The 12,160-nt window shown below is 72.7% G+C and carries 11 protein-coding genes; 5 read left to right on the top strand and 6 right to left on the bottom strand.

All coding sequences use genetic code 11. The features are described 5' to 3' along the window. Positions 1-12: 12 nt before the first annotated feature. The 3 genes from ACZ4M3_RS01055 to ACZ4M3_RS01045 form a co-directional block, all read right to left on the bottom strand. Positions 13-2,106 (bottom strand): MDR family MFS transporter, encoded by a 2,094-nt coding sequence (locus tag ACZ4M3_RS01055; protein ID WP_467728972.1) that lies wholly within the window; start codon positions 2,104-2,106, stop codon positions 13-15. A gap of 36 nt (positions 2,107-2,142) precedes the next feature. Then, the gene (locus ACZ4M3_RS01050; RefSeq protein WP_467728970.1) at positions 2,143-3,492 is read right to left on the bottom strand and encodes a 6-phospho-beta-glucosidase; all 1,350 of its coding nucleotides are present in this window, start codon (positions 3,490-3,492) and stop codon (positions 2,143-2,145) included. A 248-nt stretch (positions 3,493-3,740) separates the two neighbouring features. After that, positions 3,741-4,730: a helix-turn-helix domain-containing protein gene (locus tag ACZ4M3_RS01045; RefSeq protein WP_467728968.1), complete on the bottom strand. Its 990-nt coding sequence runs from the start codon at positions 4,728-4,730 to the stop codon at positions 3,741-3,743. A 219-nt stretch (positions 4,731-4,949) separates the two neighbouring features. On the opposite strand from ACZ4M3_RS01045, the gene ACZ4M3_RS01040 reads away from it, so the two are divergent. From ACZ4M3_RS01040 to ACZ4M3_RS01030, 3 genes are all read left to right on the top strand, one after another. Then, the gene (locus tag ACZ4M3_RS01040) at positions 4,950-5,618 is read left to right on the top strand and encodes a helix-turn-helix domain-containing protein (RefSeq protein ID WP_190185069.1); all 669 of its coding nucleotides are present in this window, start codon (positions 4,950-4,952) and stop codon (positions 5,616-5,618) included. Between the two features lie 64 nt (positions 5,619-5,682). Continuing rightward, entirely contained in the window at positions 5,683-6,240 is a 558-nt protein-coding gene (locus tag ACZ4M3_RS01035; RefSeq protein ID WP_467728966.1) for a toxin-antitoxin system, toxin component, read from the top strand. Then, positions 6,237-7,424 carry an MAB_1171c family putative transporter gene (locus tag ACZ4M3_RS01030; RefSeq protein ID WP_467728964.1) on the top strand — a complete coding sequence of 396 codons (1,188 nt, stop codon included), beginning with the start codon at positions 6,237-6,239 and terminating at the stop codon, positions 7,422-7,424. Before ACZ4M3_RS01035 ends, ACZ4M3_RS01030 begins: the two co-directional genes overlap by 4 nt. Positions 7,425-7,440: 16 nt before the next feature. On the opposite strand, the gene ACZ4M3_RS01025 is transcribed toward ACZ4M3_RS01030, so the two are convergent. Further along, on the bottom strand, positions 7,441-8,217 hold the full coding sequence (locus tag ACZ4M3_RS01025; RefSeq protein WP_467728962.1) for a bestrophin-like domain: 777 nt from the start codon (positions 8,215-8,217) through the stop codon (positions 7,441-7,443). Between the two features lie 37 nt (positions 8,218-8,254). Next, a complete protein-coding gene (locus tag ACZ4M3_RS01020; RefSeq protein WP_467728960.1) occupies positions 8,255-8,806 on the bottom strand; it encodes a hypothetical protein in 552 nt (183 codons plus the stop codon). Between the two features lie 317 nt (positions 8,807-9,123). Here ACZ4M3_RS01020 and ACZ4M3_RS01015 point away from each other — a divergent pair, with 317 nt between their 5' ends. Both ACZ4M3_RS01015 and ACZ4M3_RS01010 read left to right on the top strand, forming a co-directional pair. Further along, positions 9,124-9,420, top strand: coding sequence for a hypothetical protein (locus ACZ4M3_RS01015; protein ID WP_467728959.1), 297 nt, complete (start codon positions 9,124-9,126; stop codon positions 9,418-9,420). Further along, positions 9,420-9,869 (top strand): hypothetical protein, encoded by a 450-nt coding sequence (locus ACZ4M3_RS01010; RefSeq protein WP_467728957.1) that lies wholly within the window; start codon positions 9,420-9,422, stop codon positions 9,867-9,869. Before ACZ4M3_RS01015 ends, ACZ4M3_RS01010 begins: the two co-directional genes overlap by 1 nt. Here ACZ4M3_RS01010 and metG read toward each other — a convergent pair. Beyond that, entirely contained in the window at positions 9,833-11,581 is a 1,749-nt protein-coding gene (gene metG / locus ACZ4M3_RS01005; protein ID WP_467728955.1) for a methionine--tRNA ligase, read from the bottom strand. The two genes, ACZ4M3_RS01010 and metG, sit on opposite strands and share 37 nt — an antisense overlap. Positions 11,582-12,160: the final 579 nt, after the last annotated feature.

Genomic DNA, 12,160 nt, shown 5'->3' with positions numbered 1-12,160 from the left:
CGTGTCCGCGGCTCAGGCCGGCGCCGGGCGGGGGGCGAAGTTGCCCTCCGCCAGGTCCTCCGCGAGGAGCCGCTTCGCGATCGCGTCCGCCGCCGCGCGCAGCGCCGTACTGCGGGGGCGGCCGCCGTCCCGCTCCAGGCGGTCGCCGAGCCAGTCGGCCCACGCCCGGGAGATCACCGCGGCCTCCCGCTCCCCCGCCGCGGTGAGCGAGAAGTAGACGCCCTCGCGGCTCAGGTAGCCCTCTTCCCCCATCCGGTCGAAGACCGGCAGCAGTACCTCGGGCGGCACCGACCGGCGGGCCGCGACCAGGCCGATGCTGGCGTGCCCGACCGTCCGGGTCAGCAGGTCCACCTGCATCACCGTCCACGCCCCCGCGATGTCCAGCCGGGTGTCGGAGCCGTTCACGATCGCCCGCGCCGTGTCCGGCCCCATGCCCCGGACGAGTTTGCCGACCGCCAGCTCCAGCAGTTTCGCCGAGTCCCCCGAGGCGGTGACCGGTGAGGCGAAGCCCTCGCCCATGTCCGTGGACGACGCCCGGGCGCTGTCGCGCAGCCGGACCTCCTTGAGGAACAGCGCGACGACGAAGCCGAGCGCCGCCACCGGCACGGTCCACAGGAACACCGTTTGCAGGGTCCGCGCGTACGCGTCGATGATCGGCCCGGCGGCGGCCGGGCCGAGGGCGTGCACCCCTTGCGGGCTCTGCGCCGCCGCGCCCAGCAGCCGCGGATCGCGGCCGGTGGCCCGAGCCGCTTCGGCCACGCCCGCCGCGAGCCGGGGCGCCAGCGTGTTCGCGTAGATCGTGCCGAAGACCGCGGCGCCGAACGAGCTGCCGAGCGTACGGAAGAACGTGACGCCGGACGTGGCGGTGCCGAGGTCGGCGTAGTCCACGGTGTTCTGCACGGCGATCGTCAGGACCTGCATGCACAGGCCGATGCCGGTGCCGAGGACGAACATGTACACCGATTCCAGCCAGGCGCCGGTGTCCGGGCCCATCAGCGACAGCAGGTACAGCCCGGCGCCCATCACCGCGCAGCCCACGAGGGGGAAGAACCGGTAGTGGCCGGTCTTGGCGGTGACGTTGCCGCTGAAGATCGAGGCGATCAGCAGCCCGATGACCAGCGGCAGGGTCCGTACGCCCGACACCGTGGCCGAGTCGCCGTCCACGTACTGCAAGTACGTCGGCAGGAACGTCATCGCGCCGAGCATCGCGAACCCCACCACGAAGCTGAGCACCGAGCACACCGTGAAGACGGGGTTGCGGAACAGCCGCATCGGCAGCATCGGTTCGGCGGCCCGTGTCTCGGCCACGCAGAACAGCGCGAGGGCGAGGGCGCCGCCCGCGAAGAGGCCGCTGATCACCGCCGAGCCCCAGGCGTACTCGTTCCCGCCCCAGCTGGTGGCGAGGATCAGCGCGCTCGCGCCGACGGCGACCAGCGCGATGCCCAGGTAGTCGATGACGGGCTTGCCCGCCGCCCGCACCGAGGGGATCGTCCGGGCGGCGGCGATCACCACCAGGACCGCGACGGGGACGTTGACGTAGAAGGCCCAGCGCCAGCTCAGGTGGTCGGTGAACAGTCCGCCGAGCAGCGGCCCGATGACGGTGGCGACGCCGAAGACGGCGCCGATCGCCCCCTGGTACTTGCCGCGTTCGCGCAGCGGCACCACGTCGGCGATCAGTGCCATCGAGGTGACCATCAGGCCGCCCGCGCCGATGCCCTGGAGGCCCCGCCACAGGATCAGCATGGTCATGTTGCCGGACAGCCCGCACAGGAACGATCCGGTGATGAAGACGACCGCCGAGACCTGGAAGACGAGTTTGCGCCCGAAGAGGTCGCCGAACTTGCCGACCAGGACGGTCGCGACGGTCTCCGCCAGCAGGTAGGCGGTCACCACCCACGACATGTGGGCGGCGCCGCCGAGGTCCGCCACGATCGTCGGCAGGGCGGTGCCCACGATGGTCTGGTCCAGCGCCGCCAGCAGCACGCCCAGCATGATCGTGCCGAAGACGATGTTGCGCCGCCGCCGGTCGAGCACGGGTGGCGGGACGGCCGTGGCGGTGGCAGTGGTCACATCTCGCACTCTCACAGCGCCCCCGCCGCGCCGCATGCGGCTGGGGACCGTACGGGTGACGGGCAGCGCGGGTCAGCGCAGGTAGGCCAGACCCGGGTGGTCCGCCGCGTACCGATCGAGGAGCCGCCGGGCCACGGTCACGGAGTCCACGAGCGGGTGCAGGGCGAAGGCCTTGACCGCGTCCGCGCGCGAGCCGCTCGCCGCGGCGGCCAGCACCTCCCGCTCGACCGCCTTGACCGAGGTGACCAGTCCCACCGCGTGCAGCGGCAGCGGGTCGACGGCCACCGGGTGCGCGCCGTTGGCGTCCACCAGGCAGGGCACCTCGATGACGGCCCGTGCGTCGAGCGCCGAAAGGGTGGCGCCGTTGGGCACGTTCAGGATCAGGGTGGCCCGCTCGTCCCGGGCGATCGCCCGCATCAGCGCGAGCGCGACCTTCTCGTAGCCGCCGGACTCCAGGTCGCTCCCTTCGCGCTCACCGGCGCCAGCCGCCTCCCGGTTCTCGGCCATGTACGTGGCCTCCCGCTCGGCCCGGGTCCGGTCCCAGGCGGCCAGCGCCGATCCGGGCGGCTGCCCCTGCTGGCCGGCCCGGGAGTAGAACTCGCGCTGCTGGTCGCGCAGGAAGGCGCCGCGGGTCTGCGGGGCCTGCTGATAGCCGCGTACGGTCTCGCGGTTGAAGTAGTAGTAGTGCAGGTACTCGTTCGGGATCGCGCCGAGCGAGCGCAGCCACTCCGTCCCGAAGAGCCGGCCCTCCTCGAAGGACTCCAGCGCCTCGGTGTCGGCCAGCAGCCGGGGCAGCTCGTCGCGGCCGGCCACCCGCAGCCCCCGGATCCAGCCCAGGTGGTTCAGGCCGACGTAGTCGATCCACGCGTCCTCGGGCCGGACCCCGAGCAGGCGCGCGATGCGCCGGCCGAGGCCCACCGGGGAGTCGCAGATGCCGATGACCCGCTGTCCGAGCACCTCCGCCATCGCCTCGGTGACCAGACCGGCCGGGTTGGTGAAGTTGATGACCCAGGCGTCGGGGGCGGTAAGGGCGATCCTGCGGGCGATCTCCCGGACCACCGGGACCGTGCGCAGGCCGTACGCCACCCCGCCCGCGCCCACCGTCTCCTGGCCCAGGACCCCTTCGGCGAGGGCGATCCGCTCGTCGGCGGCGCGTCCTTCCAGGCCGCCGACGCGGATGGCGGAGAAGACGAAGTCGGCCTGGCGCAGGGCCTCGTCGAGATCGCCGGTGGCGGCGACCGCGGGGGCGTCCGGTACCCCGGCGGCCTGGTCGGCCAGGACCCGGGCCATGGCGGTGAGCCGGGCCGGGTCCTCGTCGTAGAGGGTCACGTGGGTCACCCGGCCCTCGGCGCGGTCGCCGAGGAGTGCCCCGTAGACGAGCGGTACGCGAAAGCCGCCCCCGCCGAGAATGGTGAGCCGCACGTCCCTACCGCCCCTTCGCCAGTGCCACGATCGGTGACACGGCGGACGGGCCCGGCTGGGCCGGCCCGGTTCGGCACCGATCAAGGACTCCAGTGTCCCCCGCCGCCGGTGCCCGCGGGGGCAGCCCCGGCCGGGAGTCAGCCCGGCCTCAGCCGGCCCTGGAGGCGGGCCGGAGGCCGGCCCGCTCGCCCCGGCCGGTTGCCGCCGGTCGGCACACGGGGCCATACCGCCGGCCCGCCGCGCGGGGTTCAGTCCCCGAGCGACGGCACCGCGCGCAGTCGCGCGCCCTGCGGGTGCGGGAACCCCTGGCCCGGCCGGACCGGACCGGCCGGCAGGCCCTGCGGCGCCGAGAGGATCATGGTGATCCTGGTGAGCCCCATGGCGTCCAGCATCCGGCTGGATTCCGCCACCATCCGGCACCGCACCAGACCCCAGCCCGGGTCCGGGTGGCGCACCGTCCGTACCGCCCCGTCCTGTTCGGCGGCGTCCTCGCCGTGGGTGCTGAGCCAGTGCGGGACGCCGTAGCGGTAGGCGGCCTCCATGAACGGGTCGCGGGCCACTTCCTGACGGATGCTCCGCAGTCCCTCGTCGTCCGGGGAAGCGGCCAGCGCGGTGGCGAAACGGGCCAGCAGCGGGACGCACCAGGCCGGTTCGTGGTCCTCCAGCACGGCGGCGGCGTCCGGGTGGAACAGCACGAAGCGCAGGAAGTTGTCGTCCGGCAGGGCGGTGGGGTGCGGGCGCACCGTCTGGAACAGCTTGTCGAAGGCCGAGTTGGTCAGGGCCACGTCCCAGCGGTGGTCCACCAGGAAGCTCGGGTAGGGCACGGCCTCCATGAGGGCCGCGTAGTCGCACAGGTAGTCGCGCTGGGCGGGGTCCTCGGGCAGCCGGTTCTCCTCGGCGGCCCGCCAGGTGGGCGGCGGGTCCCGGTCGACCATGACCCGGAACAGCCAGAAGCACTGCCGCTCGCTCATCTCCAAGGCCTCGGCCAGGGCGAGCAGTTTGCGGTCCGTCCACTCCTTGACCAGGCCGCGTTCCCAATTCCCGTACGCGCGCACACTGATGCGCAGCCGTGCGGCGAGGTCCTCCTGGCTCAGGCCCAGTTCCTCGCGGCGCTGGCGCAAAAGCTCCTTGCGTCGCTCCGACCGCACTGCGCCACGGGCCGACTCGTCGCCCGTCAGGCGTTCCTCGCCGGCTCGGGCGAGGCCATCGGACGGGCCCACCGCTGCGAGATGTGGCACCGAGAGCTCCCCCTCCTCACGGTCTGGATCTTCATTTCCGTGTGGCGATCCTGCTACCGACTTCATTCGAGTGTCAACTATTGTGGCAATTCCAGCCTTGCGACAGCTCATTCCCGCCACAGCTGTGGCAAGTTCTGGCCCTCCGGGGGGAGACCGGATAGATTCCCTGGGGCCGACCCCGTGCCCGCATTGACCCCGCGCGATCTAGGAGAACCACTGGTGACAGACGGCTTCCCGGCTCCCGTCGCGGTGGCCAACGCGTCTCTGGCAGCCACCGTCACGCGGGTCGCCGAACTCGCGGGCAAGATGGGCCGCGACCTGAACCAGGTATTCGACCTCCGCCGGCTCTCCGAGGCCTCTGGTGTCCCGACGGACGTGATCAAAACCCTCCTCGACGGCCGCCGGGCCGGCGAACCCGACCTGCAGACCCGCTTCCTCCAGCGGCTGGACCTGCTCCGCCGGACCCGGGTCAAACCCAACGGCCGCCGCTACACCCAGCAGGAGATCGCGGACGGCGCCGGCATGTCCCGGCAGCAGGCGGGCGCCCTGATCAACGGCGACCGGCGGCCCACGATGGAGCACTGCGACGCCATCCAGCGCTTCTTCGGCGTACACGCGGGCTTCCTCACCGCCCACGACGCCGACGCCCTCACCGACGCCCTCCAGCGCACCGAGCAGCAGCTGCTCCAGGACTTCGCCGGACGCGAGCGCGAAACCGTACCCGCCGAGGCCGCATCAGCCGGCGATCCGCTGGCAAGACTCCTCCAGAACCACGGCGTACGGGGCATCGCCTGGCGCGCCGCCCAACTGCCCAGCGACAAGCACCGGGACAAGGTGACCGAATGGCTGGACATGCTCCTCGAAAGCGTCAAACCGAACGAATCATGACCCAGTCGAAAGTCTGGATCTGATCCTTGAGTCCTGATCCGGATCCGCGCCGACGGGGAGAACGGTGAGCATAGGCAGAGAGCAGCGGCGGTTGTGCGGGGAGCTGGTGGCCGGCATCAAGCTGACCGCCCCCGTGGAACCTGTGGATCTCTACGCCGCCCTCTGCGAGGGCATGAGCAGACAACGGGGCCGGCCGGTGGAATTCCGGATGGCCGCGTTCCCCCAGGGGACGGCCAGCGGGCTGTGGCTCGACATGGCGAACCGCGATCTGATCGTCATCGAGGAGCGCACGGCCCCCGACCACCAACTGGTCATCCTGGGGCACGAACTGTGGCACATGAAGGCCGGCCACTGCAGCCACCACGTCGACGGCGCCGCCGTCGCCGCGCGGCTGCTGGCCGAGGAGGCCGACATCGGCGAGACGGTCCGCCGCGTCGCCGCGCGCACCCGCACCGACGTCCGGGAGGAGACGGAGGCGGAGACCTTCGGGCTGCTGCTGGGCAGCCGCTGCCGGAACTGGCTGGCCGGCTCCGGCGGCCACCGGGCCCCCGCGCAGCGCGACCAGCTCGCGGGCAGGATCGAAACGTCCCTCGGATACCGGGGGCACAGGAACGAGCTTTGAACGGACCGGACTACTACATCCCGGCAGTCGCGATGGCGGTCTCGCTCGCCCTGAAGGTCCCGGCCCTGCGGGCCGACCGGCGCGACCCGCTGCACCGCTCCGTCTGCGTCCTGCTCATCCTGGCCGGAGCGGTGTTCACCTTCGCCGCCCCGCCGACCATCGCGGCCGTCAACCGCTGGACCGGCATCTCCAACGTCTCGGCCCCGCTGGTGTACTGCCTGATGACCGCGTTCAGCGCCTCCTGCCTGGTACTGGTCTTCAACTGGCGCGGCGGCGAACCCGAGGAGATCCGGCGCACCTCCCGACGCTGGATCTCCGGCTACTCCGTCGTGATCGGCACGATCATCGTCGTGTACGCGCTCGGCTCCGCCCCGGTGGAGCGGCTGCGCGACTTCGACACGTACTACGCCAACACGCCGTACATCCGGCTGATGATCGCCGCCTACCTGCTGGCCCACAACGTCGCCGCCATCACCATGACGGCCATGTGCTGGCGCTGGGCCCTCCAGGTCCGCGGCTGGCTGCGCACCGGCCTGTTCATCATCGTCGGCGGCTACGTCTTCAGCCTCGCCTACGACGCCGCCAAGATGTCGGCCGTCGTCGCCCGCTGGACCGGCCACGACCTGGACGACCTGAGCACCCTCGTCGCCCCGCCGCTCGCCTCCATGGGCGCGCTCGTCAGCGCCGTCGGCTTCGTACTGCCGCTGCTGTGCCAGCGCCTCTCCGACAGCTGGCGCACCTGGTCGACGTACCGGCGCCTGGGCACCCTCTGGCACGAGATGCAGAGCACCGCGCCCACCGGCACCCCCTCGGTCCGGATGTCCTGGTGGTCACCGGCCGAGATCAGGGTGATCCAGCGGGAGTCGGACATCCACGACGGCTTCCTGCGCCTGGGCCCCTGCTTCGACCGCCGCCGCCGGGACCTCGCCTACGCCCAGGCCCGCGCGGACGGCGCCGACGAGGCCACGGCCCGCGCCGTGGCCGACGCGGCGATGGTCGCGGCGGCCGTGCGCACGAGCGTCACCGACCCGGAGGGGACCGGCGGCGCCGATGAGGCGGAGCGGGTGCACGTCACCGCGGACTCGCCGCGCGACCTCGTACGGATCTCCCACGCCCTGCGGCACTCGCCCCTGGTGGCGGCGGCCCGGCGACAGGCCGCGGCCCTGGCGGGCAGCGGCCTGTGAGCCCGAGCGCGGCGGGTCAGCGCGCCGCGGCGATCGAGACCGTCGGGAAGAGGTCCTCGAACGGCCCCGCCGAATCGGTCCCGTCCCGGCCGTACGGCGCGTCGAAACTCCACACCATGAACAGCAGGAACACGATCAGCGCGCTGAACAGCCCCGCCAGCAGCAGCTCCCGGCCCGAGCGCCGGATCTGCAGCGTGAAGATCAGCCCGACCGTGACCACCCCGCCCACCAGCAGCCCGAACCACACCACCCCCGGCAGCGTCGACTCGTCGCTCTGCACGCGCGAGTGGCGGGCGTCGTCGGCCGCCGCGATGTGGTCGAGCAGCGGCTGGTAGGCCTGCGCCTGGAGTTCGGTGGCCGGGCTCTGGTGGGTGACGTCGGTGCGCAGCTTGCCGAGCAGGTTCGCGCCCTCCGTGGAGGCCGCCTCGCCGGAGGTCAGCCTGGGCCAGTCCACGTTGACGGTGTGGGACACGTAGGCGTCCACCTCACCGCGGATCCGGTCGCGCACGGGCGCCGGGTAGACGTCGGCCCGCTGGGTGACCTCGTACAGCGACTGTGCCTCGCGCCGCACGCTGTCCTCGGCCGAGCCGCGCGCCTCCCAGACGCCGGCGATGGCCAGGCCGAGCACGATCGCGTAGACCACGCCGACCATCATCGTCATGTACTCGATGACGTCGGGGGTTTCGCTGGTGTCCTCGTCCTCCGCGACCCGGCGGTGCCGGAGCATGGTGCAGGCGAGGACGAGGGCGCAGACGAGCGCCATGGCGATGGCCAGGACCAGCCATTCGGACACGAGGGTTCTCCCGTTCGGGGGTCGAAGAGTGGAAGGGCTACCGGGCGCTCTTGGAGCGGGGGCGCAGCGCGGCGGCGGCGAGCACGGCCGGGGTCGTGACGACGACCATGAGCATCATGGTGGACATGCCGTTCGGGCCCCTGCGCTCCAGCGCCGATGAGTGGTACGTCGGCACGTGGAAGGCGGTCACGGGCGCGGCGGCGGCCCTGCGCGGGGGCGGAGCGGAAGCCTTGGCCGGCGCCGCCTCCGCCGGCGGCCCGGCAGCCGCCCCGGCCGCCGGTGGCTGCGCCCCGCCCCCCGGGGGCTCCGGCCGGACCGACAGGCCGGGGGCCCGCCCGGGGTGCTGCGCGGTCGGCCGCCGGTCGCCGGGCGCGGTCACCCGGACGGGGAGCTCCGCCGGGGGCACGGCCCCGGGCGGGGTGACCCCCGGGAGCCGCACGGCGGGCGGCCGCGGCTGCCCGGCGGGTACGCAGACGTCGATCCGGGCGCCGTGGCCCGCGCCGTCCTCGGCGACCGCCACATGACCGTGCAGCGGGTACAGCGCGCCCACCAGGCCGGCCCCGGCGAGGTACTGCCAAGCGGTCACCACGCGACTGGTCCTCCCGATCCGATTCGGCGGCAGATATGAGGGTTCCTGCAGAAGAAACGATCACGACCCGGCTTCGACACGCACGGCCGGGCGATGGCCCCGCCCGCGGGGGCTGCTTCCGGCCCGGGCACGGCCGTACGCTGCCCGGGTGCAGGAGTGGGAGCGCTGGGAGCGGCGGGGCCGGACGGCAGCCCGTCCCGTGGCGTCCGGGACACGGCGACCGGGGTGATCCGCGAACTGGTGGGACTTCCCGGCCACATGACCGGCCGGGTGGCCGACTTCGCTCAGGCCCCGGCGGTGGTCGCGGCGGTCCGGCTGTGGCGGACTTCGCTGCCCCCCGCCGGACGGAGCGCGCCCGGGCTGCGCCCGCCCGCCCGAACGGGGCGGCGGTGGCGGCGTACCGGGCCGGTGATGAGGCGACCGTCCCGGGCCGGGTGCGCGCCCCGGGTCTGGACGAGACCGAGGCCCGGGGCGCCACCGGCCTGCTGCTGACCGGCACCGAGACGCTGGTGGCGGCGGCGTTGCGGGTGACCGCGCCGACCCCGGTGATGCTGTGCAGCCCCGCCCAGGCGGGGCGGAGCGGGGCGCCCGGGTCCGGGCCGGGGAGCGGGTAGTGATCTCCACGCTGCTGGGCAGCCGGTCGTACGGGCCGTTCCGGCCGGACCGCGACGCCGCCGGGATCCGGGAGCTGCGGCGGCTGTGGTTCGGCGCGGGCCCGCACTTCTGTTCCGGGGATGCCGCCCGCGGGATGCCGCTCGCGATGGCCGGGGTACGGGCGGTGGCGGCGGCGCTGCGGGCGCTGCCCGACCTGGCGACCGGCCGCAGGCCGGCCCGGGAGTGCTGGTCCCGGCCTACGCGCGGCCGGCGCTGCGGGCGGCCCCGGCGCCCGGCCGAGCGCCGGGGCCGCCGGAGCGGTGACCATACGAGCGGGGCCGCCGACCCGGTGACCGCACGGCCCGGGGCCGGAGCGCGCGAAGGGGCGCGACCCGGCGGGTCGCGCCCCTCAGCTGCCTACTGGTGCCGGCCTCAGGCCTCCGGGGAGCCGCCGAAGCGCTCGCGGTAGGACTCCAGGTCCTCCTCGGTGATCTTCGCGAAGAGCACCGGCGGCACCGTGAACGGCGTGCCCGCCGGAATCGCGTCCAGGGACGCGGCCTGCTCCGGGGTCACCCAGGCCGCCGTGTCGTCGGCGAGCGCGAACGCGGAGCGCATGGCGCGCGCCGAGGCGGGGATGAAGGGCTCGGAGACCACCGAGTAGAGGTGGATGAGGTTCATCGCCGTGCGCAGGGTGAGGGCCGCGCCCTCGGGGTCGGTCTTGATCTCCAGCCAGGGGGCCTTCTCCTCCAGGTAGGAGTTGCCCGCCGACCACAGGGCGCGCAGCGCGGCGGCGGCCTTGCGGTACTGGAGCGCCTCCATGTGGCCCTCGTACTCGGCCAGCAGCTCGGCGATCTGGGCGCCCAGCCTGGCCTCGGCCTCGCCGGCCGCGTTGCCCGCCGGGACGTCGTCGCCGAAGCGCTTGCGGGAGAAGGACAGCACCCGGTTGACGAAGTTGCCGAGGGTGTCGGCGAGGTCCTTGTTGACCGTGGCGGTGAAGTGCTCCCACGTGAAGGAGGAGTCGTCGGACTCGGGAGCGTTGGCGATGAGGAAGTAGCGCCAGTAGTCGGCCGGGAGGATCTCCAGCGCCTGGTCGGTGAACACGCCGCGCTTCTGCGAGGTGGAGAACTTGCCGCCGTAGTACGTCAGCCAGTTGAAGGCCTTGACGTAGTCGACCTTCTTCCACGGCTCGCGGGTGCCGAGTTCGGTGGCGGGGAACATCACCGTGTGGAACGGGACGTTGTCCTTGGCCATGAACTGGGTGTAGCGCACGTCCTCGGCCTCGTACCACCAGGACTTGTAGTCGCGGTTCGCGGGATCGGCGTCCGCCCACTCCTTGGTGGAGGCGATGTACTCGATCGGGGCGTCGAACCAGACGTAGAAGACCTTGCCCTCGGCGGCCAGCTCGGGCCAGGTGTCCGCCGGGACGGGGACGCCCCAGTCGAGGTCACGGGTGATCGCGCGGTCGTGCAGGCCCTCGGTCAGCCACTTGCGGGCGATGGAGGACGCCAGCTGCGGCCACTCCTCCTCGTGCTCCGCGACCCAGGCCTCGACCTCGTGCTGGAGCTTGGACTGGAGGAGGAAGAGGTGCTTGGTCTCGCGGACCTCCAGGTCCGTGGAGCCGGAGATGGCCGAGCGGGGCTCGATCAGGTCGGTGGGGTCCAGGACGCGGGTGCAGTTCTCGCACTGGTCGCCGCGGGCCTTGTCGTAGCCGCAGTGCGGGCAGGTGCCCTCGACGTAGCGGTCCGGCAGGAAGCGCCCGTCCACCGGCGAGTACACCTGGCGGATCGCCCGCTCCTCGATGAAGCCGTTCTCCTGGAGGCGGCGCGCGAAGTGCTGGGTGATCTCGGCGTTCTGCCGGGAGGAGCTGCGGCCGAAGTAGTCGAAGGACAGCTCGAAGCCGTCGTAGACCGCCTTCTGGGCGTCGTGCGCCTGCGCACAGAATTCGGCGACCGAAAGGCCCGCCGCCTTGGCGGCGAGTTCGGCCGGGGTGCCGTGCTCGTCGGTGGCACAGATGTAGAGGACGTCGTGGCCGCGCTGGCGGAGGTACCGGGAGTACACATCCGCCGGAAGCATCGACCCGACCATGTTGCCCAGGTGCTTGATCCCGTTGATGTAGGGAAGCGCGCTGGTGATCAGGTGTCGAGCCATCCTCGGATGCTCCATTTCATTTGTGCGGTACATGCGGCGACAACGGGCCGTGACGGATTGTGATGCTGTTCATCGTATCGAACCGCCGAAAGGCCCGGCGCCGCATTTCTGCGGGTGGACATAACGCAAAAGCGAGGGCAGTGACCTCTCCGTCACGGCCCTCGCGCTGGGGTCATGTTACAGGCGCGGGGCCGGGGTCCCCGACCCGTGACCGGAGCGCGGACGGGGACGGGACCACGGGTTCCGTCCCGTGCCGTCGCCGCCCTATTGCCGGGTGGGAGCTACTGCCGGTAGGCATATGCGTACGCACTGGTTGGGCCGTCACCCGATCGAAGGAGATCACGAGTCGATCGTCACCGAACGCTTTGCTTCCAGGTTTCCTCTCTGCGCCCTTCGAATGCGCCCGCGCTGACAGGCTGACGGCTCGAACGCGGGCAGCCGGCAACCACGACGGGTGCCCGGCGCGCGAGGACCCGGCACGGCACCGGGCCCAGAGCACACGGCACCGCAGGGCACCGGGCACAGGGCACAGGGCACAGGGCGTACGGCACAGGGCACGGCTCGGCGACGAGGGTTCGGCATCCGGCCGATTCAGGGGACGAGGTGGAGCGG

The organism is Streptomyces sp. NPDC026522 (assembly GCF_055567555.1).
The sequence above is the reverse complement of the archived record's forward strand: the minus strand, read 5'-3'. Positions and strand labels throughout refer to the sequence as shown.

Bases quoted from the DNA above. Each gene is read 5' to 3' on its own strand.
- ACZ4M3_RS01055 (WP_467728972.1), bottom strand. From the start codon at position 2,106: ATGCGGCGCGGCGGGGGCGCTGTGAGAGTGCGAGATGTGACCACTGCC.
- metG (WP_467728955.1), bottom strand. From the start codon at position 11,581: ATGTACCGCACAAATGAAATGGAGCATCCGAGGATGGCTCGACACCTG.